The following is a 23,279-nucleotide window of genomic DNA, read 5'->3' as shown; positions in this document are numbered from 1 at the left end:
TAGGTTCTAGGTTCTAGGTTCTAGGTTCTAGGTTCTAGGTTCTAGGTTCTAGGTTCTAGGTTCTAGGTTCTAGGTTCTAGGTTCTAGGTTCTAGGTTCTTCAAGATTGTAAATCGTTGCTTGTGCTTGTTTGCAAGTGGTATCGCGTTATTAATACAAAAGCCTATTTAGTAGGAGGTGTTTTAACGCCGAACATTTACGCCATTCACGGCTAAAGCCGTTCCTACGGGGTTCTCGCTTCTCGTAACATCTTGAAAGCAAAATTCTTTGCTTGTCTAGCCCTTCGGGCACGCTTCCGCCCCTAGGTTGCAGTTCCTACGTACTGATTTTATTATTATTTTTTGTTTTTTACGTGTTAAATCTTAATGCTTACACCGTAGTATGCGTTTTAACGCCGAACATTTTTAACCATTCACGGCTAAAGCCGTTCTTACATTACTGTCGTTTTGGATCACGACTTATAAACTAATTTCTTTATTCTCTACACTTACGGCGATTTGTTTATTCAACAAGTTAACTAATAAAATGCTGCGCATATCGCCGTCTGGCTCTTGATAAATTGCTTGAACATTTTTAAATGACTCTGTGTTTAGATAAACAACGTCACCTGCTTTCGGTAACGTTGATGTTACCTCACATATATCACTCATAGATTTGAGCTGCGCAATTAACTGCTCAGAGACGATTTGAAATTTATGACCATAAGCAACAAAACCACTTACACCACGGGTATTTTTTACCGCAGAAAAGTTACAATTTTGCGAGTCTAGCTTTATAAATAAATAACTAGGGAAAAGAGGAGATGTACGAATTGAACGGCGACCTTTTGCGATTCGCTCGCTTTTATGTTCGGGGAAGAACACTTCAAAACCTTGGTTTTGAAGGTTAATTTTAGCTCTTTGTTCTTGTTTTGATTTGCAAAAAAGTAAGTACCAACTTTCCATAGCCACACCTAAAATACTCACGTTCCTTAAAACCAATCCAAAAGGACTGGTTTTTATGAGCCAGCGATTATACGCAGAGAACTTGGGCGTGTCTATTACAAATTTGTTATTACCTTTTGCTGAAACTAATCACTACCAAACAAATCCCTGGTGTACACTTTTTCAGCCACATCATTGAGTTCAGAAACCATTCTGTTGGCGATGATCACATCTGCAGAAGACTTTAATTCAGCTAGGTCATGGGTCACTTTAGAGTTAAAAAAAGTTTCTTCATGTAATTCAGGTTCATAAACAATTACTTCAACACCCTTAGCCTTAACTCGCTTCATAATGCCTTGAATTGCTGATGCTCTAAAGTTATCCGACCCAGCTTTCATAATAAGGCGATGAATACCTAAAACTTTCGGTTTTCTGGCAAGAATAGATTCTGCAATAAAGTCTTTACGAGTTGAATTTGCATCTACAATGGCGCGGATCATGTTGTTTGGCACATCCTTGTAGTTAGCTAGTAACTGCTTGGTGTCTTTAGGTAAGCAATAGCCACCATAGCCAAAAGAAGGATTATTATAATGACCGCCAATACGCGGGTCTAAACTCACGCCTTCGATTATTTGTTTAGAATTTAAACCATGACTTTCTGTGTAACTGTCAAGCTCATTAAAGTAGGCAACGCGCATAGCAAGGTAGGTATTTGAAAATAATTTAATAGCTTCAGCTTCAGTTGAATCAGTAAATAAAACTTCAATACTTTCTTTAATAGCCCCTTGAGCCAATAAATTTGCAAATACTTCAGCACGCTCAGAACGCTCACCAACAATAATACGCGATGGGTGTAAGTTGTCGTAAAGCGCTTTACCTTCCCTTAAAAATTCTGGTGAAAAAATAATGTTCTCTGTTTTAAATTTTTGTTTAATGCTTTCGGTAAAGCCAACAGGTACAGTTGACTTAATAACCATTACTGCTTTCGGATTTATTGCTTGTACATCAGCAATAACAGCTTCAACAGACTTTGTATTAAAGTAGTTGGTTTCTGGGTCATAGTCGGTAGGCGTAGCGATGATGATAAAATCTGCATTTTGATAAGCCAATTGCTTATCAATAGTAGCAGTAAAACTTAGTTGCTTATTAGCAAGAAAGTCTTCAATTTCTTTATCCGATATTGGTGACTTCCCGGCATTTAGCTGTGCTACTTTTTCTTCAACAATATCTAGAGCTACTACATTGTTATGTTGGGCCAATAACATGGCATTAGACAAACCAACATATCCCGTACCCGCGATTGTAATATTCATATATACCTAATTAAGCTGTTTTACTTATTACTTTGCATTCTTCAATACAGTTACGTTTTCGTTATTTTTAACACTTTCAAGCCAGTGGAGGTCACAAATTCCATCTGTGGGATTGAAGGCAGTTGGCGCTTCTAACAACAACTTGCGAATAGAGTGATGATCGTTTAAATCACATGAAGATTTAAGATCAAGTAAAATTTGCTCAAGTTCATTCCAAGGCATTTTAACTTCATGGGCACTCATGATTCTTTGATGATCCGTTCCAACAACGTTATCACCAATTAATAGCTCTTCATAAAGCTTTTCGCCAGGGCGTAAACCAGTACATTGAATTTCAATATCACCTTCGGGGTGTTTATTCGACTTCACTTCTAAGCCAGAGAGGTGGACCATCTTAGTCGCTAAATCCATTATTTTAACCGGCTCGCCCATATCAAGAACGAATACATCGCCACCTTTACCCATTGCGCCTGCTTGAATAACAAGCTGTGCAGCTTCAGGAATAGTCATAAAATAACGAGTTATATCTTTATGAGTTAAGGTAATTGGTCCACCTTGCTTAATCTGTTGCCTGAATAATGGTACAACAGAGCCCGAAGAACCAAGTACATTGCCAAAACGCACCATAGTGAAGCGAGTAGTTTTTTGCGTATCAGATAATGCTTGTAGCACTAACTCAGCCATGCGCTTTGTTGTCCCCATGACATTCGTAGGGCGAACCGCTTTATCAGTTGAAATTAGTACAAAGGTTTCAACCTTGTTTTCTATCGCAGCACGGGCAATATTACTGGTACCAAAGATGTTATTTTTAACACCTTCAATAACATTATGCTCAACCAAAGGAACATGCTTGTAAGCCGCAGCATGATAGATAGTTTGCACTTTAAATGACAAAAGTGTCATTGAAATTAGCTTAAAGTTTTGAATAGAGCCAAGAATTGGCACTATTTCGATATTTAGAGAGTTTTTAAAAACATAGTCTTTTAGCTCTTTTTCAATTGCATATAATGCATATTCAGAAAGCTCAAATAAGACTAGCTTGGTCGGTGAGTTTTTAACAATTTGACGACAAAGCTCAGAGCCTATAGACCCCCCTGCTCCAGAAACTAAAACAACTTTACTTTGAATGTTAGCATTCATTAGCTCAACATTAGGCTCTACAGGGTCTCGCCCTAAAAGATCTTCAACACCAACATCTTTCATTTGCTCTAAACTGGTATTACCGGCAACAATATCCGCCATCCCCGGTATTGTCATGACTTGCAATTTAAAAGACTCAATTTCGTTGAGAATTTCTTTTCGGCGACTACGACTAGCGCTTGGCAAAGCTAATAAAATCTTTGAAACAGATTTTGAGGCTACTACTTTTGCAATTTCTTTAGATGAAAAAACATTTAATCCCTGTACGAATGTATTTTGTTTTTTAGGGTCATCGTCTAAGAATGCAACTGGAGCATACTCAGGGCCATTTGCTAAAGCTGTTGCTAGTTGACGCCCAGCCGAGCCAGCGCCGTAAATAACCACGCCTTCTTTTCTGCGCATAATGAGCTTACCAACAATTGCACGCACAGTTAACCGACTACCGCCGATAAACAATAAGCAAATACAAGCATATATAACAGGAACAGTACGAGGTACATTTACGTTAAAAAAGAAAGAAGTACCAACAAAGAAAATTGTAGACAGAATTACACCAGCTAAAATAGCCCACAAAGCCTGAGAGTTAATATATCTGAGGACAGCCCTATATAGCCCTAACCTAATAAAACTAAATAAGCTCAGCGGTATAATTGCAATTAATAAACTCCAGTTCTGAGCATCCTTAAATTCGTCAAAACTATCTAACCGCAAGATGAAAGCAAGCCAAAAAGCAGTAAAAATAAAGATAGTATCAATAATTACTGATAATAAGCGTTTTTGGCTTCTTGGTAGTGTGACAAGATAATCTAATAACAATCGCAGGGCCCTTCCTGAGCTAAAAATTCACAATTGTGCCTATTTTACAACATGCACAACATTCATAACAATGAAATAATTTAACCTTAAACGCCCGCGAACTCTTTATTACTTTGTTAAATTCCGTGTAAATTTGTTACCAATTTACTTACTTTACTCTATCGCCACTACCACTACCGGTTACCGTCATTAATATCAGCTTAAAATAAAGTTTTATGTTTAATGTATCGATCATTTGCTTATCTACTTCTGCTAACTTCGCAGGCGTTGACATGTCTATTTCGTTTACTTGTGCTAAGCCTGTAATACCTGGTCTCACGTCAAATACGTTTAATTTACTTCTTTCTATAGTTAGCTCTTCTTGGTTAAATAACCCAGGTCTAGGACCAACCAAACTCATTTCACCTTTTAGTACATTCCATAACTGAGGGATTTCGTCTAATTTAGTCTTACGTAAAAATGAACCAAATGGAGTAATTGAAGCGGAACTTGCTAGATGACTTGCCACCGATGCAGTATCGACCTTCATAGTTCTGAACTTTACTAGGATGAATGGTTTTTGATTGCGCCCAACTCTCTCTTGCCTAAAAATTGGGGAGCCAGTATCAAATAAACCAATAATGAAAAGTACAATTAAAAAAGGAAAGGAAAAAACCAAACCAAAAAAAGCAATAAAAAAGTCCAATAAACGAATCATAACTATCCTAATCTAAATACCGCGCGGTAATCTTAAAACCCTCTTGAAGAGTTATTTTAGGGTACCAATCTAAAACTTCTTGGGTGTAATCAATATCTACTTGCAATGAACCTATTAGACGGTCAATCACAGCCTCTTTTTTAAATAACCTACCCATCAATTTGAAGCAAAAAACAGGAATAGGAAAAGCTAAGTTTCTCTTATTTTGCACCTTAGCCATCAATTTTAACATTTGCGAAGTTGATATATCTTCCTTATCACTCACCAAAAATATTTTATTAGCTGCATTAGGGTGTATTCTACAAGTATCAATTAAACTCACCAGATTATAAACTGAGACTAGGCTTCTCTTATTCTTATTTATAGCTCTCAATGGCAAAGGGTAACCTTTAGCTACCGCTTTCATTAATGATGCAAAATTAGCTTTTACTCCTTTGCCATAAACAAGTGGAGGCCTAATTATGACAACTTCCATCCCAGTATCATTGGCTAGTTGTAAAAGCTGCTCTTCGGCTTCAGCTTTAGAAATAGCGTATGGGTCTTGTGGCATAGGCTTATCTTGCGCTTTAAAAGCAGAGCGACCTGTCGTGCTTTCACCATTCACTTTTATTGAGCTAATAAAAATAAACCTTTTGACGCCAGCTTTAGCTGCTTCTCGAGCTAAAGCTAACGTGCCTTGAGTATTCACTCGCCTAAACTCTTGTAGAGGGTCTATTGCACGGTCTTGCATTATGTGAACACGTGCTGCTGCATGTATACAAGTACTCACACCATTAAGTGCTTTACTTATCTCTAGATCATCTGTGTCAGTCAAGTCAAAAAAACAGTGGTTTTTATAACCATCTAATGGTTTTCGACCTAATAATACACATTCAGAGGGTGAATAGCTTTTTAATAGCTCTTGGCCAACAAATCCAGTGTAGCCTGTTATTGCAATCAATTTGCTGCTCTCTCTATTAGATCTTGGTATATCTTGATGTGTTTATTAACAACCTGTTTGACATCAAATTGCTCTACAGCAAAGTCTCTAGCAGCCGTACCCATTGCTCTTCTTTGGTTTGGATTTTCAATTAATTTAATAATTGCTTTGGCCAAAGAATCCGCGTTTCTAGGCGGTACAGCTAGTCCTGTTTGATTATCAATAATTGCATCTCTACAACCAGGGTTTGTCGTTGTAACAATAGCTCTGCCACAAGCAGCCGCTTCGATTAACACTTTTGGTACACCTTCACCATAATATGAAGGTAAACAAACTATATTAGAAGAACTAAAAATATCTGGGATATCGTTGCGCTGGCCCAAATATTCAATTATTCCATCTGCAACCCAGCTATCAATTTCAGATTGTTTAACTGTATTCGGGTTCTCAATATCGGGGCTCCCTACCAGAACAAATTTACTGTTTGGGTATTTATCTTTTACTAATTTAGACGCATTAACAAACTCATACACGCCCTTTTCCTTCAATAATCTGCAAGCCATAACAACCGAAATATGACCATCCTCAATTTCAGGCGTAAAATTATAGACTGATAGATCAGCACCTGAGCCTTTTATTAAAGTCTTATCCTGAACTGTTAAACCTGTTACTTCAGTTAAAATCGCTTCGTCTGACGAATTTTGAAAAATAACTGTTTTTAAAGGGTGTGATAACGAAACCTTGTAAAATAATGAAGCAATAATTTTTGTAACTTTTGCTCTAAGTGTATTAGCCGTAAATACATAGCCTAAGCCTGATATAGCTGCAACAAATGGGATTTTTTTCTTCATCATTTTTAAAGCAAGCCCAGCGTATAATACAGGCTTAATTGTCACGGCATGTACTACATCAGGCTTTACTTTGACAATAGTATCTTTTAATAGCTTTATTGTTTTCAGTTCTGCAAAAAAGCCACCTCCACTACGGTTAAATGGGAGTTCTATAACTTCAAATCCCATATTTTTTAATTCCGCTTTATGACTTGTAAACCGACAAGCAATTGTTACTTTAAATCCTTGCTGTTGAGCTTTAAGTGCTATTGGTAAACGATGAGATATGAAAAACCAGTCTACATTAACAACAAACAATAATTTCACTTTTGACACCCTTGCATTATTGTATTCTCCAAGGTAAACCAAACTTTTCATCCCACTCTTTGCTTGGGAACTTTTCGAACCCTGCACCTGGATAAATTGTCAACTCCCCAAATGTAACTTTATTTTGGTACCAATAAAGATCTACTCGGACAAAATCAAACTCTTTACCAATCTTCTCTGAAATTTGTATCATTAAATCTAAGAAACTTGGTTTTGCAGGCGGTGGAGACTTTCTAGCGAATGAATAATCGATGCCTAAGTCATTCCAATCACGGTCAAACATATTTCTTTTATGCTCGATGAAGCGATCTGAATCTAGTTGAATAAATTCAACCTTACCGTGATAAACAAAGAATTTATAATCATCCGGTTCTTTACCATCAAAATCCAAAAACTCCTCAATAAATACTTTTGCTGGGATATTCTTGTATGCCCACTCACCCAAAGCAGTAGCTTGGTCGTGTTTAAGCCAAGAACGAGTCAGTGCTTTCATTTTCTTGAGCGGAAGATGTTTACCGTTTTTTATAATCTCAATAGTTTGGCTTGTATGGTTGGCTTTAAACACATAATCCGAAGGAAGCTGCTTTAAATCCAGTTGTTCTAGCTCATCTAAACTACCTGCACTCCATAATGTTTTTGGAATATAAAGCTCGGGAGCTAAGTTCTTCACAAACATTTTAGAAGCAATTTTATCAGCAGCAACCGTAAGCTTATCTGAATGATCCTTCAATTTTTTAACTTGTAACTTTTCATTAAATGTTTTTGGAGAATCAAAATTGCAGAATTCTTTAAATCGTCTATAAAACAACACTTGTAATCGAAGTTTTATCGGTAGAATTCCGATTAAGTTCGAAAATAACTTATATTGAATACTTGCCATAATAACTTAATGATAATTTATCCACGAGGATAAATTCCACCTTTCCCCTTAATCCCATCAATGAACCCGAAAATCATGTATTTATACCGCAGCAATAGGTTCTTTTCATGTAAACCACTTAATGTAAATTGCAAAACTCTTCGTGCTAACAATTTTAACATGTAGAGATACCACCCATACTTTCTTCCAACGAGTATGATATTTCTGAATTGGTAATAGTTTCTTATAGGAGAGGATACCGCATAAGGCCTTCCTAAAAATTTATGTCTACTTTCCCCGATGACATGAGGAAACTTAACATTTCGAGTAATAATATTATCCAAGCCAAATTTACTGCATCTAAACGAAAACTCACTATCAACTAAATCGATGAATAATCTACCATCAAAATCACCAATTAAGTCAAAGGTTGTTTTAGGAACAAGTGAAAAGCTACTTATAACAAACCAAGTACTATAAAAGTTTTCAGGTAAAGGAGTGATGCTTTCTGCTGGGTGAGTTTGATATTCAGTTCCTGAGCCATCTGTTGCCTGAGCTCCTAAAACTCCGACCTTATAACCACTATCGCTAAGTAGCTTATAATCCTGAACTAAACGCGTTAAGCTTTCAGCAACCACTGAAGAGTCCTGATCAAAAAATATAATCCCTTCGAACTCTTTATCTATTTCTCGAACATATTCTAATGTTAAATTGAAAGCGACAGATAACCCTTGATTACTATTATCACCTAGCACTTTACATTGCACTTTGTTTTTACCTTCAGGGAAGCTGAAGCCTCCAGGAGTATTATCAAACAGTATAGGAACTATGCCTGCTTTCTCTATTTCTTCTACCATGGTTTTTACATGAGAAAAGTCAGGGTTATATATTGGTATAACTGAATAAAACAAATTTACCTCAAATAGAATCAAATATTCAGAATTGGACTAAAAAACAATATCGACATTACTTTATAAACTGCAAACATGAAGAAGAAAGTAATAAAAATAATTTGCACAATATTTTTTGCGGCGGTCGAAATTATTGCATACGTCATTAAGTATAAAGCTACATCGATGTACCTAAAATAAATCACAGGCGCAAAATAAAACGAAATAGACACTGAAAAAATGCCAAATGAGACGAAGAAGAACGTCTTCCCAATCGATGACATTGCATTATAACTAAAAGCACCTAAAGTGAAAACAAGCAAGATAAGAAGGTTGTACACTGAAAGTAAGCTAGGCGCATTCTTGCTGTCTTTTAAATACAAATTTAGTAGAGGGTGAATGTTTACGGCCTCAAGTAGTTTCACAACGAGACTTGAAGAAACAAAAGAGAGTAACAAAATTAAAAAAAGATGTTTTGCTGTAACTTTGTCCCTATATCTCAACAATAAACTTAAAATTGCACACAGAATCATGGAGTAATGGAACAAGATAGAAATGCACATTAAGAAGTAAAAACAACGCTTGTTATCCCTAGCATAGCAATAGATTGAATAACCTAGAAATGCAATTGCAATGGAAACCCTTAGCCCAACCACTTCAAAAATTATTAAAGATAAACAAGAGTATAAAAAGACAAACTCAAACACTTTTCGGTTATCAATTTTATATGCGAGGCCCACTTTCATTGAAAGTGAAAAAAGAGTGCAAATAAAAACAAAAAAATAGAAACTTAACTGAAGAATCTCTGTAGAGACATAAACACCAAAATAATAAAAGGGCTCAAACCTTTGCTTGAGAAATGGAAAGTGCTCAACTTTGAATGAATAGAAGTAGTGATAGTCTGAAAAGTCAGGACTGCTATCTATTAGACCAAATGATACTAAGAACAACAAAAAGAATGATACGATTAACGCAGCACTCAGCTTTATGTAATTTATATATCGTAAAAACATAAAGCTATATCCATCAACAAATATTTATAGCCGCTATCAAACTGCCTATAACATTTAGAAAACTTGAAGAGTTCTGTTAATTTCAATTTTTTAGATACTGATAAAGTATTTATATGCTCTAGATATTTGAGCTCTTTACAAAATGAATCTTTATCAACCAAGTTATCTTCAATCGCTTGTTTGAGAATATTAAGCCGAGTTATGTTGTTTTTTCTTCTTGTTTTTAAGGTATCACGATTCAACAAAGATTTAAGCTTTTCTTTTATTCCTCGCTTATTTGCTCCCAACACATTATTTGAGTGCTGTCTGTATAAAATTAAGCAATCAGGTAAGAAAGAGATTGTCGATTTCATAGCGCATACACTAGCTAACCAATAATCATGAGGGGAAGCATTGGGTGTATTAAGGCAAGTTAATAATCTTTCCCTTCTAACAGCCATCGTGGCCCCTGTTACTATATTCCTTTTTAAAAACGTATCTTGGTAAGTTAATTTTGTACTTTCTTCATTTACTCCAAGGACCTGCCAAAGTGTGTGTGTTAAATGCTCTAATCCATCATTAACAAGTTGAGCATTAGTAAAAAGCAATTCTGTCTTTGGTTTATCCGCAAATGCATGAAGTATTATCTCGGCTTTATTTCTCAGCCATATATCATCTTGATCACAAAAAAATGCAATCTCAGAAGTAACTTTTTTTGCTTGATTCATGAAATTATTAGCATAACCAAGCCTTGATTGATTAACCTCAATTTCAAACTTAACATCAGTGCTTTCTAAAAATGCTTTTGCAAACTCCACAGTTCGGTCGCTTGATTGATCATCACCAATAAAAACCTTATGTGGTTTTACAGTCTGTTCTATGATACTTTTGAGCTGTTCAACGATATATTTTTCACCGTTATAAGTGCAAAGTAATACGTCATACTTCATATATGTTTCTCTAACCCTTCTTGCTCTGAACTCGTTTAAGTAAAGACTCAGGAGTGACAGCAATCATAAAAATGACCATTGGATTCAAATGTGAAGATAAATTTATCAACTTGTAGTTTTTTATGTAAAAACCAAATGCAAAATGACCTTCAGCTCTCATCTTCATAAGACTTTTAAAATTAAAAATACCTGTATTTTTAGAATGAGACTTTATTATCTTTGTTCTATTAATTGAGCCATCACTCTGCTTGAGAGCTGAGTCAATAAGGCTTATCCAGTCATTTCCGAAAACGTTGAATATGTTTTTAACCCAATAACTTGCACCTTTATTTTGATTCGGAGATATAAAAACCTCAGCTATAAATTTTAAGTTACATCGTTCAAAAACCTGCTCTAAAATCAGTTGTGTTTGAGGAAAGTTTTTAGCTACAGGTGTAGAAAGCTCGGTGTGCACAAGCTCTTTTTTATAAATACAGCAACCAGTTAACGTCAAATGCCATGCTAAATCTTCGAAAAGTACGTTAGTATCACTATAGTGCTTACTTGGCAGGTTTAGGTCTCGGTTTGTTGCATTAGTGATATAAAAATCGGCTGAGGAGTTATTAGTAATTTCATTCATAACTTTTGAAATACCACCTTTGTCAATTTTCATACTATCACCAAGATACCAAATATAACTCTCCTGTGGCATCTTCAAAGTTTTATAGCAGTTTTTATCGTGACCTAATGAAGGTGTGTTTTGCACGTATACGATCTTGCTATACCTTTCTTTTAATTCAGAAACCATGGTAGTCGTTTCTGAATTTGGACTGTCATCTGATATATAGATCGCAACTTGATGTTCAATGATTTCATCAAGCATATACAGTAAGTTTTCTTTTAGAACGTCTGCACGATTATAAGTTGGAATTGCAATTGCTAAACGGCTCATAAACAAGCTTCTTTATTGATAATGTCTCTAATTCCCAGCTCTAGCTCTTTAGGCTTAAAGCTGATTATTTGATTTAATTTACTTATGTCTAAGACAACTTTCTTTGCATCAACAGCTCTTTCTGGCATGTACTCAACATACATTTTTTTATTCAACTCTTTCTCGAGGATAGAAATAATTTCATTTAAGCTATTACCGACACCTGACCCTATATTCAAAACTCTATTTTTAACACCTTTCTCAATAAGTTTAAGTGTCAGAAAGGTCAAATCCTGAACATCTATAAAGTCTCTTATAATGTCACCATTTCCATATACAGTTAATTTTTCACCTGACAACAAATTTGAAAGTGCAACGGAAATAAAACCTTGGGGCCTATCTTGAGGTTGATAACGTCCAAATACATTAGAAGGCCTAAGAATTAAGTAATTTAAAGAAAGTGAGCTCCCAGCAAACTGTATATAGTTTTCGATCATTACCTTGCTTAAACCATAATAATTTATTGGGGATAAAGGCTCGCTTTCACATATTTCAGATTTTGATGAATTTCCATAAACAGTCCCACCAGAAGAGAAATAAAGCAACTTTATACCTCTCTCGGCAAGCATGTTTACTAGCCAGAATGTTGGTTCGATTACATTGGACATTTCATTTTGAAAATCAGAAAAGTTGCTAGATGGGATCAAGCTAGAAGCTAAATGAAGAACTAAATCAACATTGTACTCTTTCACAGCATTTTCGATTAATGATTTATTCTCCAGCTTTCCTTCAAGAACTGTTACTTGAGATTTAATTTCATTCAACCACGAATGATAACCACTTGATAATACTATAAGTTTTATGCCTTTAGTTAGGTAGGCTTCGATAATGTTACGGCCAATAAAGCCAGAACCACCAATAACTAAAATAGTCTTCATGAACAAACCTTTGCCTTACCACAGTGATACTTAGCCAACCCTTTCTTCCCTGCATAAATAAATAACGGCAGCATAATTATCCATTGGAAGATAACAATCATAATGAACATGCTTAAAACGGATGATTTCAAGAGTGCTAAATAAGCTATTACAGCAACTGAAATTGCAGATATTACAGATGCGACATTAAATGGCTCTATCTTATGAGCTCTAACATATATAGCAAATATGCTAACAAGTACGGTTGAAAGCTCTACTAACACCACTAAAAATGTTGTTTTAATATCTAAAAACCGCCCATTGAAAAAATTCAAGTAATTTGAAACCCATAAGGCAGCAAAGAAACCAATCACTCCAACAAAATAAGTTGATAAGGCAAGTTTAACTTTATTTATATAAAATGGATTTAATTCTTCATAGCTATTTTTTGCAACTAGAATATTAATTGTAGGCACTTTTGCATTAATCCACACATAGCAAAAAGCAGATATTGCTTTCACCACGGTTAATGTTAAACCTACTTGCCCTGCAACTTGCTCCCCTTCTAACTTAAACACCAATGGAACATATAAATTAAAAATAAAGTAGCCACACATAAAGCTAATCGCATACTTTACTTGTAAGGTGACAACTTCATTTTTCCAATTATATTTTTGTTTAACTTTATGTTTTATTAATTGGATCCATAATTTCCTATCTAAGTTATATAAAGTTACAAGAGCAACACTGAGGGAACATACCATTGCTATTGGAAGGGCATAAATGCCCAAACCAAGTGACAAACAAACAAGTATTAAAAGAAGTGAAGTAAAGTTACTTAAACTAATTGAAAAGTGAGAACCGTGAACGTTATCAAAACCTTTATAAATTGCTTGCAGAAGGCTGACAACAAGATTAGCGCCCGAAAAAAAGCAATAAAAGGCCCAAGTAATGTATACATTGCTCTTGTATTCACTAAAGAAGTAATACCCTATCAATAATAAAATTATAATTGCGATGGGTACTATCACGATATAAAACTTGAGTGCATAGCGGATTAAAGAAATAGCTTTATCAAGAGCAACTCCATCCCCAACAATAAGCCCTTCTTTTTTACCTAAGTGGGCATATTCATGACTAACAAATTGAGTAATTATAGTTGTAAAGCCTAACTCAGCTATTCCAGCTAGTGCAGATAAGCTTATAAATGTATACCAAATCCCCTGAGTTTCAACATCAAGGAAAAATAAGACAGCAGCAATAACTAATGGCCCTTTAAGGGCCATTATAAATTTATCTAGAAATACTGTTAATGTATCGCGATCTTTAAGCGAATGAGCTAGTTTATTCATTAAAAGCGATTGAGGCCTTAATTAGTTATAGACATATACTTTGTGAGAGCTTTTCTGCATTTTCATCTTTTGCTGAAAGACTCACTTGGTTTTTAACTAATGGCCAGTTTATTTTTAGCTCAGAATCATTCCACAAAATGGACTTTTCAGCACTAGGGTTATAAATATCAGTACATTTATATACAAACTCAGCAGACTCACTAGTCACATAAAAACCATGTGCAAAACCAGCTGGTACCCATAACTGACGTTTATTTTCTGCAGATAAATATTCACCAACCCATTGTCCAAATGTCGGAGAACCTTTTCGAATATCTACAGCGACATCAAACACCTCACCAGAAGTAACACGTACTAATTTGCCTTGAGTATTTTCTGTTTGATAATGAAGCCCACGTAAAATGCCTTGCTTAGACTTAGAGTGGTTATCTTGAACGAAGTTAACGTCCGCAATATTTTCTTTAAACCAGGTATCACGGAATGTTTCCATGAAAAACCCTCTATCATCACCAAAAACATTTGGCTCTAATATTTTCACATCAGGAATTAACGTATCAATTATTTTCATTGTTCATTATCTTTTTGATATTGGTTGATGTTCTTTAGTGCGGCCTGCCAATTGCTTGCTGATACATTAAATTCACTATAGATTTTATCGCAATTTAAACGTGAATTTTTTGGCCTGCTCGCTGGTGTCGGATATTGCTCTGTTGGGATAGAATTAACCACAACAGCTGATTCAATAAGCCCTTTAGTGTATGCCTGCTGGAAAATGGCCTGTGCAAAATCAGCCCAGTTGACAGTTGGGTAACCTGAAAAGTGGTAAATACCGTAAGCTTGATTGCCATTGTATAGCGAAAAGGCAATCTGAAGTATTGCACTCGCAATATCACCCGCATAGGTTGGCCCACCAAATTGATCCCCAACGATATTTAAGGAACTATTTGATTTAGCTAAACGAAGCATTGTTTTGACAAAATTATTACCAAACTCTGAAAATACCCAAGAAGTTCTAATAATAACGTGCCTTTCACACATTTCTGCTACTGCGACTTCACCTGCAAGTTTACTTTGACCATAAACACTTTTTGGAGATGTTGCTTCAACTTCTTTGTAATCATCAACATGATCACCGGCAAATACATAGTCTGTTGATATATGGATAATACTTGAACCAATATCATTTGCTGCCATAGCAAGATTCTTTGGGCCTGTAGCATTAATATCAAACGCTAAACTTTGCTCCGATTCAGCTTTATCTACAGCAGTATAAGCAGCTGCATTGATTATCACATCAGGCTTATAGCGAGTAACGACTTCTTGAACTGCAAGGCTATTTGTAATATCTAACTCTTCGCGACCGCAAGCAAGCACATTGACATTCGGGAATGCTTGCAATGCCAAATGCAAAGACTGACCAACTTGACCATTTTTACCGGTAATCAATATCTTCATTACTTTTTCTCTGATGCAAGTTGTTGAAGATATTGCCCATATTCATTTTTCAACATAGGTTTCGCCATATCAAGTACCTGTTCTTTTGATAGCCATCCATTTCTTAGAGCAATCTCTTCTAAACAAGCCACTTTTAAACCTTGAACATGCTCAATTGTTTCTACAAATGAAGATGCTTCATGTAGGCTTTCATGCGTACCAGTATCTAGCCAAGCAAAACCCCGCCCTAAAAGCTCAACATTGAGTGTTCCATCTTTTAAATACATATCATTCAAAGAGGTAATTTCTAATTCCCCTCTTTCTGATGGCGTTACCTGTTTAGCAAACTCAACGACTCGATTATCGTAAAAATAGAGACCAGTAACGGCGTAATTTGATTTAGGATGCTTTGGCTTCTCTTCAATTGAGATTGCCTTCATATTTTCATCAAAATCAACAACACCGAATCTCTCAGGATCCTTTACTTGATAGCCAAATACAGTTGCACCTGATTCACGCTCTGCTGCATTTTTTAATGTTTTGCTAAATGATTGACCATAAAAGATGTTGTCGCCTAAAACTAAGCAAACTGAATCATTACCAATAAATTCTTCACCAATAAGAAATGCCTGCGCTAGCCCATCTGGAGATGGCTGTACGGCATAGGTAAGACTGATACCAAAATCAGAACCATCCCCCAGTAAACGTTTAAAGCTATCGTTATCTTCTGGAGTTGTGATTATTAATACTTCTCGAATTCCCGCTAACATAAGCGTCGAAAGTGGGTAATAAATCATTGGTTTATCATAAACTGGCAGTAACTGCTTAGAAACGCCACGAGTAAGTGGATATAATCGCGTGCCAGAGCCACCGGCTAATATAATTCCTTTCATACTACTAATTACCTTCTAGTTCGCCTAAACGCTCTCGCTGATATGAGCCACTTTGTACATTCTCACACCATTCATTGTTTTCTAAGTACCATTGCACAGTCTTACGTAGACCTGTTTCAAAAGTTTCTTCAGGAACCCAATCTAATTCAGCTTGCATTTTACTAGAATCAATTGCATACCTTCTATCATGGCCTGGCCTGTCAGATACAAAAGTAATTTGCTCGGAGTACTTGGCTTGTTTAGGTACTAATTCGTCTAAAATGCTACAAATAGTTTTAACTACTTCAATGTTTTGCTTTTCGTTGTGACCACCAATATTGTATGTTTCACCCACAACACCTTCTGTAACTACCTTATAAAGTGCACGTGCATGATCTTCAACATATAACCAATCACGGATTTGATCACCTTTACCATAAATTGGTAATTGTTTACCGTCTAAAGCATTTAAAATAACTAGAGGTATTAACTTTTCTGGGAAATGATAAGGTCCATAGTTATTTGAACAGTTTGTAACAATCGTTGGTAAACCATATGTACGTAACCAAGCGCGTACTAAGTGATCACTTGATGCCTTACTTGCTGAATATGGGCTGCTAGGCTCATACGAGGTTTCCTCAGTAAATAATGGCAACTCACCACCCGAAACTTCATCGGGATGTGGTAAATCTCCGTATACTTCATCCGTTGAAATATGGTGAAACCTGAATAATGCTTGTTTATCAGAATCCAGTTGACTCCAGTATTGTCTAGAAACTTCTAGTAAGTTGTAAGTTCCAACGATATTAGTTTGAATAAATTCAGCTGGACCTGTAATTGAGCGATCCACGTGGCTTTCTGCAGCTAAGTGCATAACAGCATCAGGTTGGTGTTCATCAAAAATATTTTTTAACGCTGTTGCATCACAAATGTCTGCTTTTACAAAGCTATATCTTTCATTATTTTCAATTGATTTTAATGACTCTAAATTTCCTGCATAAGTTAATTTATCGACATTAACTACGCTGTCACTTGTGTGATTAATGATATGACGTACAACGGCTGAACCTATGAAGCCTGCTCCACCGGTAACTAATATCTTCATTTCAACTTCCTAAATATATTCATTACTAATTAGATTTATGTTCTGTAGTTCTTAAAAAATGCAGTGATAAGCTAATAAATACGCCTAACATAAGCCCAAAGCAAAGCCCAAATAAGCAAATTAATGCTCTTTTGGGTCCTGATTTCTTCTCAGGCGAGATTGGTGAATCTATTGTTTTAAATACATACTCATCTCTTACTTCTGCGAACATAATTGTCTTTGCTTGTTCTTCAACTAGCTTATACAAAACTGTTTTAATATCAGCTATCGTTGTTGTATTAATTTGCTCAGTTAAATATTTAATACTCCGATTAGCTTCCATTACATCTCTTTCTTTCATCGTCGCATTAATATCTTCGATCAAGAGCTCAACCCATTGTTTGGCAACATTAGGTGAAGGGTGCTTTATCGAAATAAAGATCATTCCTGTATCTTCGTCTTGATGAACCGAAGTTATATTTCTAAACTGCTTATATGCTTCTTGTAATGATGGCTTTGGTTTTAGCGGAGGGTTCACCTCTCTAACCCATTGTTTTAGTTCTACTGAATAAATAGTAGGGTCATAAAGAATTTGATCTGTTGAGAAATCCCAAGACTCTGCCGCCATTAAATCAAGCAAAATATCGTGTTTTTGAATAAAATTAGTTATGAAATCTCTTGATTTAAGGACTTCAATAGCTAACAGAACCTTGCCTGAGCTTTGCTCGTTAAGATTAACTCCTGCTAAACTAGCTAAACCACCAAACTGTCCTGCGAGTCCTGCCAGCCCAGAAGCTTGCTCTTCTGAAGCAGGTGCTAATTGAGCTTCTGATTTATAAATATTTGGCAAACTTAATGAATATAAAACAGCTAAGGATGTTGATGTAACGACAACGATTACAATTATCCACTTTCTTAGCCAAAGAATTCTGAACAATTCAGCGAAAGAGGTTTCTGTAGCTACTGTTTTGTAAGTTGGTTCTGATACCATTTCTTGCTTGCTCATATTTATCTACTTAAATACTACTTATTGCAGCGACAGCTACACCTAACTGATAAACGATCTGTGTAGCAGTACTCCACAGGGTTAGGTTATCCATGTAATCAGCATTCATTGGTACAACAATGGTGTCACCTGCTTCAAGCGTATTTGTGTCATTAACAGCAAACCAGCTACCTGTACTTGGGATTTTCACTGAGCCATTAGCTTTGATGATATAGATACGTTCATCAGCTGCGCGCTCTTTTAGACCACCACTGAGGTCGATATAATCGTCAACCGTAATGCCTTGCTTGAATAAATGGGAGGTTGCGTAGTTAACCTCACCGATCACACTGATAGAGTCTCGTTTACTTGGTACATAAAGCGCATCACCATTTTGTAAAACGAGCTTTTGCTTATCTTCAACAATCAGTGGTAAATCAATAACTAATCGACCTACAGCTTCAACGTTAGCTAGATCATTCAACAATTTATTCATTTCATCATAGGAAAGACTGTTACTACTCACAGAGTTTTCAAAGCTTTTTGATGCAATATCACGGCGTAAATCTTCCGAAAGTTTTGCTAATTGCTGTTGCTCTTGTTTGCGAATTGCTTCGCGAGTGAAAATAGCTGCATTTGGCGCGGCAAACTCAGAGAAACCACCTGCACGCTCAAGTAAGTTACTCAGGGTTTCACCACGGCGAATTGTGTAAATGCCAGGGAATTTAACTTCACCTTTAAGCTCTACTTTTACATTTTCTTGCCAGTTAGGAATTGAGAAAATATTAATACTGTCTTTACTACGTAATGCGATATTTTCACCATTACTACCTAACATGGCAGCTTGTAAATTAAATTTGATATGTTTAACTTTTGATGCATTGCCATCCATTACACGGGTTATTTCTGCTTGTTCTGTATAAGCAGACTCCAGTAAACCACCGGCCGCTGCTATTAAATCGTTTACTTCGCTATTGACTGTAAGAGGATATACACCTGGATAAGTTACATGGCCATTTATTTCTACAAGTTGCATTGCCACAGCAACTGAAGCTTGCTGCTTTAGTTTAGAAATAATTGGCTTTAATAAGTTAAAACGGCTGAAAACCGCATAGTCTTCTGCATCAAGCAACTCTTTATCTTTATTTAAATTGCGCTTGGCAATATCAGCAATTGATTTAGTGCTGTCTTCTTTTAACTTTAAATCGTCTGCTATATCTGAAACACCAATATATTTTTCAAATTCTCTTTGTTGGTATTGGTGCCATTGTTTAACTTTATATTGCTGCTGTTGCTGCTCCTCAGTAAGCGCCATATTTGCAAGCGCTGTTTCTTCAGCTTGCTTTTCTTGATAACGGCTAAATACAAACAGCTTATCGTTTGCTTTAAGTTCCAGATCATGCTCAGCAGCTTTAACTATCGCTTGCGCTATATCAAATTGAAAAACTTGAATATCACCTGCTACATTAACTTCACGAACAAGTAACCCGTAACCTAAGTCAGCCTGAGGCAGCAAGTCACCACGCACTGAAGTTAGAACGTCAGAGATATGCTTGCCTAGATGCCACTGATAATGACCCGGACGTGCAACAGCACCAATCAGACTAATGCTATTTTGGTATTGAAAGCTGATTGGATTAAACCGAATACGGTCGCCATCACGAGGAATGTAATTAATTTGATTGTCACTAAAATCAACAGATAATACTTCTTTCATATTATTGTTATTGAAGCGTTCAACAATTGCTTTTTTAGCGTAAGCTTGCGGTTTTAAACCACCCGCCATTTTTAATAACTGTGCGGCTGTTTCACCTTTTTTTAGCTCAAAAATTGCAGGACGTTTGACCAGGCCTTCAACAGAGACCTGTGAACCCACTGATGGAATAAAAACTACATCGCCCGGTTTTAATATAATATCGTTGCTGCTGTCACCGTTAATCAGCAAATCATAAAGGTCAAAGTTTGCAACAACCTTACCCGCACGTTTAACTTGAATATTTCGAAGTGAAGCAATATCAGATACCCCACCACTGACAAATAGTGCATGCGATACCGTTGTCAGTGATGAAACAGAATAACTACCCGGTTTATATGCTTCACCAAGCACTAAAACACGAATGCTACGCAGTTTGCCAACTGAGACAAATGCTTTAATACCAATTACTTCTTGTTCAACTTTTGCTTTAATTAACTCTTTGACTTCTGCAAATGTAAGACCGGCTACCTGCACAGGGCTTAAGTTTGGAATACTAATACGCCCTTCACGGTCAACAACAACTTCATAGTTCTCACTTTCTTTACCGTAAAAGTTGATATTGAGCGTATCTCCACGACCAATTAAGTAAGTATCAGGGACGGCGGCATTCTCACTTGGCATAAATGATGTTGGCTCACCAGCAAACAAGTCATAACCAAAAGGCTTTACCTCATCAACTTTCGGAGCAAAGCGCTCTTCATCTGTTAACTGTTCTTTTTCTTGTTCTAGACGAGGTTGGATTGTTGATTCTTGTTCAATTTGGTCGGTTGAAGATTTCTTTCCCGTAATTGTCGATAAATCTACACCATACTGCCTTGCTAGCGCTTCTTGCTGTGCTTTAGGGAGTTTTTTAAATTGTTCGATTTGAGCGGCTGTAGGAGTAAAAGCCAATACTGATGCAGAAGTTAACAGCAAAAAAGTAATGAAGAGTCTTTTAAATAACATCACAGGTAGGGATATCCATAATTCTACAGTCAAAAAGATTGTCTATTCTACCTGAAATTTAAATAAATAAAAAAGGGACTTTCGTCCCTTTTTGTCATTAAATCGTCACCAAACAGATTTATTTAGTTAAAAACTGTAAACCAGCGTTAGTGACGTTTCTGTATCTGTGTTTTCTTTATCATCCGCAACATCTGAGTTGTGGGTGATGTTGTAAGCCACTTTCATTTGTAGTGAGCCGTTGATTTTAGCAAGGATTGCAGACTCTGAACGTGTTTTAGTATTGGTATCACCGTATTCAACTGATACTAACTGAGTAAAACGTGCGCTATCTGAAATCTGCCAGTTATAATCAACTTTACCTAACGCGATAACTTCACCTTCGCGCTCACCGGCAAGTGAGTTACCGTTGTCATCAACTTCAGTACTGTCATCTGGGTATTGGAAGTACTTATAACCAGGACCGATTTCTGCGTTTAACCACATATCAGAACGGTCGATTACACGTAAACCATAACCCGCTGAGATAACTGACTCGTTACGGTATGCACCAAAGTAATCAGATACGTGCGAGCCGTAGATGAATAAGTGTGAGTGCTTTTCGTTTAACTTATAGTTACCTTGTGCAGAGATTGAGTACTTTTCGTTAGTACGTTGAGTTTCTTTAACGCCTTGGTCGTTTTCGATCTCATCTTCTTTATAAAGACCGTCTAACTTGTACTCGTTATTCCAGTTTTCTAGGTTATGTAAAACCTTAACACCACCTTTTAGTGTTGTTGTTTCAGTGTTACCGCTCGTTACGATAGCACCTAATTCACTGGTTACATCCCAAGTTTTGGTTTCATCTGCTGCGAATGCGCTAGTTGCAGCGCTTGCTGCAACTAGAATTGATAAAGCTTTTAATTTCATTAAAAAATAACCTTTACTACTTGTAAGTTAGACTTATTAGTCTTCTTTGTGCAAATGAACATCCATTTGCGGGAATGGGATAGTGATGTTGGCATCGTCTAATGCGATCTTAATGTTTTCCATTAAGTCAAAATACGTTGGCCAGTAATCAGCTGAGTTAACCCATGGGCGAACGACAAAGTTTACGCTTGAATCTGCAAGTTCAGATACAGCGACTGTGTATGCAGGGTCTTTTAATAAACGAGACTCTTTGTCTAATACAGACTTAAGAACAGCTTTTGCTTCTTTAAGGTCTGCATCGTAACCAACACCGATAACTAAATCGATACGACGAGTTGATTCACGAGAGAAGTTTGTAATTGGGCTGCCCATTATTGATGAGTTAGGCATGATAATTACTTTGTTATCTGGTGTACGTAATTCAGTAGAGAAGATTTCGATTTTCTTAACTGTACCCGCTTTACCACCAGCTTCTACATAATCGCCTGATTTGAAAGGGCGAAGTAAAATGATTAAAACACCTGAAGCAAAGTTAGACAGTGAACCTTGTAGTGCTAAACCTACTGCTAAACCAGCCGCACCTAAAATAGCAATGAATGAGGTTGTCTCAATACCTAATTGAGATAGAGCCATTAAGATTGTTGCAGCAAATACAATTGCATAAACAATGCTAGCAACGAATGAACCTACAGCTTTATCGACTTTCTTTTTATCAAATGCTTTTTCAGTCATCCCTTCGCAGAACTTCGCGATGCGACTACCGATAAAGAAAATGATTAGCGCTAGAACCGCCTGAACGGCGTAATGTATGATTAAACCTGAATTCTCGTTGATCCAGTTCATTATTGTATCCATGTTCTCTCCTGAAGTTCATTTTTAGCATAACGCTGTACAAATTATATATGATCTTTGGTTAAAAAATCATTAAATTACGCGCAAAACTACGAAATGAGTATTTGCTCAATTACAAAAACCGCAAGTCTAATCTGCGAAACTGAACGCGAGCTGACCATGAAGACATTTCTGAATTTTCTGAGGCAAGTAAGTTTTTTCTACTTTTTTCAATTTAGGGGTTCACAAGCTTAGTTTAATTATGTAATATGCGCGCCACACCAAACGAGGTGTATCTCAGTGGCGGCTGTAGCTCAGTTGGTAGAGCCCCGGATTGTGATTCCGGTTGTCGTGGGTTCAAGCCCCATCAGTCGCCCCACTTCTCCCCCTTAGTAAATTCTTTAATTTTCTTAAATATTTTCTACTTTAATCTCAAAACTTAGTTTTATCTTCAATACCTGTTTTTAGTTCTAAAAGCCGTCTGCTTTTAGCTGTCAGTTTTGAGCCGAACTGTGTTGTTTGTTGGTAATGCATGTAGGAGATGTATGGACTCCTCCCCCAAATAGGGTGAGTACGGTATAAAGAGATTGGACAATTACTTTTACCAATAAGGAATCCATACATGTCAAAAT

The 23,279-nt window shown here is 36.4% G+C and carries 22 protein-coding genes and 1 tRNA gene; 1 reads left to right on the top strand and 22 read right to left on the bottom strand.

Annotated elements, in window-relative coordinates; translation table 11 throughout:
* Window positions 1-457 precede the first annotated feature (457 nt).
* The 21 genes from rfaH to BIZ38_RS20240 all read right to left on the bottom strand — a co-directional run bounded on the left by rfaH (window position 458) and on the right by BIZ38_RS20240 (window position 22,671).
* Window positions 458-943, bottom strand: a complete 486-nt coding sequence (rfaH, locus tag BIZ38_RS20340) for a transcription/translation regulatory transformer protein RfaH (protein ID WP_187491155.1) — start codon at window positions 941-943, stop codon at window positions 458-460.
* A 125-nt stretch (window positions 944-1,068) separates the two neighbouring features.
* The gene (locus BIZ38_RS20335) at window positions 1,069-2,235 is read right to left on the bottom strand and encodes a nucleotide sugar dehydrogenase (RefSeq protein WP_187491154.1); all 1,167 of its coding nucleotides are present in this window, start codon (window positions 2,233-2,235) and stop codon (window positions 1,069-1,071) included.
* Between the two features lie 27 nt (window positions 2,236-2,262).
* On the bottom strand, window positions 2,263-4,191 hold the full coding sequence (locus BIZ38_RS20330) for a polysaccharide biosynthesis protein (RefSeq protein WP_187491153.1): 1,929 nt from the start codon (window positions 4,189-4,191) through the stop codon (window positions 2,263-2,265).
* Between the two features lie 148 nt (window positions 4,192-4,339).
* A complete protein-coding gene (locus BIZ38_RS20325; protein ID WP_187491152.1) occupies window positions 4,340-4,888 on the bottom strand; it encodes a sugar transferase in 549 nt (182 codons plus the stop codon).
* A gap of 7 nt (window positions 4,889-4,895) precedes the next feature.
* Window positions 4,896-5,828, bottom strand: coding sequence for a UDP-glucose 4-epimerase family protein (locus BIZ38_RS20320; RefSeq protein ID WP_187491151.1), 933 nt, complete (start codon window positions 5,826-5,828; stop codon window positions 4,896-4,898).
* Entirely contained in the window at window positions 5,825-7,015 is a 1,191-nt protein-coding gene (locus BIZ38_RS20315; RefSeq protein ID WP_187491150.1) for a glycosyltransferase family 4 protein, read from the bottom strand. The genes BIZ38_RS20320 and BIZ38_RS20315 overlap by 4 nt, the downstream gene beginning before the upstream one ends.
* Window positions 6,981-7,844, bottom strand: coding sequence for an ATP-grasp fold amidoligase family protein (locus BIZ38_RS20310; RefSeq protein ID WP_187491149.1), 864 nt, complete (start codon window positions 7,842-7,844; stop codon window positions 6,981-6,983). Before BIZ38_RS20310 ends, BIZ38_RS20315 begins: the two co-directional genes overlap by 35 nt.
* A 17-nt stretch (window positions 7,845-7,861) precedes the next feature.
* On the bottom strand, window positions 7,862-8,680 hold the full coding sequence (locus BIZ38_RS20305) for a hypothetical protein (RefSeq protein ID WP_187491148.1): 819 nt from the start codon (window positions 8,678-8,680) through the stop codon (window positions 7,862-7,864).
* 71 nt (window positions 8,681-8,751) lie between these two features.
* A complete protein-coding gene (locus BIZ38_RS22050; protein WP_187491147.1) occupies window positions 8,752-9,726 on the bottom strand; it encodes an EpsG family protein in 975 nt (324 codons plus the stop codon).
* Window positions 9,708-10,655: a glycosyltransferase gene (locus BIZ38_RS20295; RefSeq protein ID WP_187491146.1), complete on the bottom strand. Its 948-nt coding sequence runs from the start codon at window positions 10,653-10,655 to the stop codon at window positions 9,708-9,710. The genes BIZ38_RS22050 and BIZ38_RS20295 overlap by 19 nt, the downstream gene beginning before the upstream one ends.
* A gap of 10 nt (window positions 10,656-10,665) precedes the next feature.
* Window positions 10,666-11,586, bottom strand: coding sequence for a glycosyltransferase family 2 protein (locus BIZ38_RS20290; protein ID WP_187491145.1), 921 nt, complete (start codon window positions 11,584-11,586; stop codon window positions 10,666-10,668).
* On the bottom strand, window positions 11,583-12,503 hold the full coding sequence (locus BIZ38_RS20285; protein WP_187491144.1) for an NAD-dependent epimerase/dehydratase family protein: 921 nt from the start codon (window positions 12,501-12,503) through the stop codon (window positions 11,583-11,585). Before BIZ38_RS20285 ends, BIZ38_RS20290 begins: the two co-directional genes overlap by 4 nt.
* Window positions 12,500-13,834, bottom strand: a complete 1,335-nt coding sequence (locus tag BIZ38_RS20280; protein ID WP_187491143.1) for a hypothetical protein — start codon at window positions 13,832-13,834, stop codon at window positions 12,500-12,502. The genes BIZ38_RS20285 and BIZ38_RS20280 overlap by 4 nt, the downstream gene beginning before the upstream one ends.
* Before the next feature lie 25 nt (window positions 13,835-13,859).
* Window positions 13,860-14,402, bottom strand: a complete 543-nt coding sequence (gene rfbC / locus BIZ38_RS20275) for a dTDP-4-dehydrorhamnose 3,5-epimerase (RefSeq protein WP_187491142.1) — start codon at window positions 14,400-14,402, stop codon at window positions 13,860-13,862.
* A complete protein-coding gene (gene rfbD, locus BIZ38_RS20270; RefSeq protein ID WP_187491141.1) occupies window positions 14,399-15,289 on the bottom strand; it encodes a dTDP-4-dehydrorhamnose reductase in 891 nt (296 codons plus the stop codon). The genes rfbC and rfbD overlap by 4 nt, the downstream gene beginning before the upstream one ends.
* Entirely contained in the window at window positions 15,289-16,161 is an 873-nt protein-coding gene (rfbA, locus tag BIZ38_RS20265) for a glucose-1-phosphate thymidylyltransferase RfbA (RefSeq protein WP_187491140.1), read from the bottom strand. Before rfbA ends, rfbD begins: the two co-directional genes overlap by 1 nt.
* A 4-nt stretch (window positions 16,162-16,165) precedes the next feature.
* Window positions 16,166-17,245: a dTDP-glucose 4,6-dehydratase gene (gene rfbB, locus BIZ38_RS20260; RefSeq protein ID WP_187491139.1), complete on the bottom strand. Its 1,080-nt coding sequence runs from the start codon at window positions 17,243-17,245 to the stop codon at window positions 16,166-16,168.
* A gap of 25 nt (window positions 17,246-17,270) precedes the next feature.
* Window positions 17,271-18,230, bottom strand: a complete 960-nt coding sequence (locus BIZ38_RS20255; protein WP_187491138.1) for a Wzz/FepE/Etk N-terminal domain-containing protein — start codon at window positions 18,228-18,230, stop codon at window positions 17,271-17,273.
* 10 nt (window positions 18,231-18,240) lie between these two features.
* Window positions 18,241-20,910, bottom strand: a complete 2,670-nt coding sequence (locus BIZ38_RS20250; protein WP_187491156.1) for an SLBB domain-containing protein — start codon at window positions 20,908-20,910, stop codon at window positions 18,241-18,243.
* A 126-nt stretch (window positions 20,911-21,036) separates the two neighbouring features.
* Entirely contained in the window at window positions 21,037-21,816 is a 780-nt protein-coding gene (locus tag BIZ38_RS20245; RefSeq protein ID WP_063701752.1) for a YdiY family protein, read from the bottom strand.
* Between the two features lie 36 nt (window positions 21,817-21,852).
* A complete protein-coding gene (locus BIZ38_RS20240) occupies window positions 21,853-22,671 on the bottom strand; it encodes a mechanosensitive ion channel family protein (RefSeq protein WP_063701754.1) in 819 nt (272 codons plus the stop codon).
* 279 nt (window positions 22,672-22,950) lie between these two features.
* Here BIZ38_RS20240 and BIZ38_RS20235 point away from each other — a divergent pair.
* Window positions 22,951-23,026: transfer RNA gene (locus tag BIZ38_RS20235), tRNA-His, on the top strand.
* Window positions 23,027-23,079: 53 nt separating this feature from the next.
* Here BIZ38_RS20235 and BIZ38_RS21720 read toward each other — a convergent pair.
* A partial coding sequence (locus tag BIZ38_RS21720; protein ID WP_222938095.1) for a hypothetical protein occupies window positions 23,080-23,279 on the bottom strand: 200 nt, incomplete at its 5' end.

Source organism: Pseudoalteromonas sp. BZK2 (assembly GCF_014349195.1).
Taxonomy (GTDB): Bacteria; Pseudomonadota; Gammaproteobacteria; order Enterobacterales; family Alteromonadaceae; genus Pseudoalteromonas; species Pseudoalteromonas simplex.
Note: the sequence above shows the minus strand (reverse complement) of the source record. Positions and strands in the feature narration are given on the sequence as shown.

Bases quoted from the DNA above. Each gene is read 5' to 3' on its own strand.
- BIZ38_RS20250 (WP_187491156.1), bottom strand. From the start codon at position 20,910: ATGTTATTTAAAAGACTCTTCATTACTTTTTTGCTGTTAACTTCTGCA.
- rfbC (WP_187491142.1), bottom strand. From the start codon at position 14,402: ATGAAAATAATTGATACGTTAATTCCTGATGTGAAAATATTAGAGCCA.
- BIZ38_RS22050 (WP_187491147.1), bottom strand. From the start codon at position 9,726: ATGTTTTTACGATATATAAATTACATAAAGCTGAGTGCTGCGTTAATC.
- BIZ38_RS20305 (WP_187491148.1), bottom strand. From the start codon at position 8,680: ATGGTAGAAGAAATAGAGAAAGCAGGCATAGTTCCTATACTGTTTGAT.
- rfaH (WP_187491155.1), bottom strand. From the start codon at position 943: ATGGAAAGTTGGTACTTACTTTTTTGCAAATCAAAACAAGAACAAAGA.
- BIZ38_RS20295 (WP_187491146.1), bottom strand. From the start codon at position 10,655: ATGAAGTATGACGTATTACTTTGCACTTATAACGGTGAAAAATATATC.
- rfbA (WP_187491140.1), bottom strand. From the start codon at position 16,161: ATGAAAGGAATTATATTAGCCGGTGGCTCTGGCACGCGATTATATCCA.
- BIZ38_RS20255 (WP_187491138.1), bottom strand. From the start codon at position 18,230: ATGAGCAAGCAAGAAATGGTATCAGAACCAACTTACAAAACAGTAGCT.
- rfbB (WP_187491139.1), bottom strand. From the start codon at position 17,245: ATGAAGATATTAGTTACCGGTGGAGCAGGCTTCATAGGTTCAGCCGTT.
- BIZ38_RS20335 (WP_187491154.1), bottom strand. From the start codon at position 2,235: ATGAATATTACAATCGCGGGTACGGGATATGTTGGTTTGTCTAATGCC.
- BIZ38_RS20290 (WP_187491145.1), bottom strand. From the start codon at position 11,586: ATGAGCCGTTTAGCAATTGCAATTCCAACTTATAATCGTGCAGACGTT.
- BIZ38_RS20325 (WP_187491152.1), bottom strand. From the start codon at position 4,888: ATGATTCGTTTATTGGACTTTTTTATTGCTTTTTTTGGTTTGGTTTTT.
- BIZ38_RS20280 (WP_187491143.1), bottom strand. From the start codon at position 13,834: ATGAATAAACTAGCTCATTCGCTTAAAGATCGCGATACATTAACAGTA.
- BIZ38_RS20240 (WP_063701754.1), bottom strand. From the start codon at position 22,671: ATGGATACAATAATGAACTGGATCAACGAGAATTCAGGTTTAATCATA.
- BIZ38_RS20315 (WP_187491150.1), bottom strand. From the start codon at position 7,015: ATGAAAAGTTTGGTTTACCTTGGAGAATACAATAATGCAAGGGTGTCA.
- BIZ38_RS20310 (WP_187491149.1), bottom strand. From the start codon at position 7,844: ATGGCAAGTATTCAATATAAGTTATTTTCGAACTTAATCGGAATTCTA.
- BIZ38_RS20285 (WP_187491144.1), bottom strand. From the start codon at position 12,503: ATGAAGACTATTTTAGTTATTGGTGGTTCTGGCTTTATTGGCCGTAAC.
- rfbD (WP_187491141.1), bottom strand. From the start codon at position 15,289: ATGAAGATATTGATTACCGGTAAAAATGGTCAAGTTGGTCAGTCTTTG.
- BIZ38_RS20245 (WP_063701752.1), bottom strand. From the start codon at position 21,816: ATGAAATTAAAAGCTTTATCAATTCTAGTTGCAGCAAGCGCTGCAACT.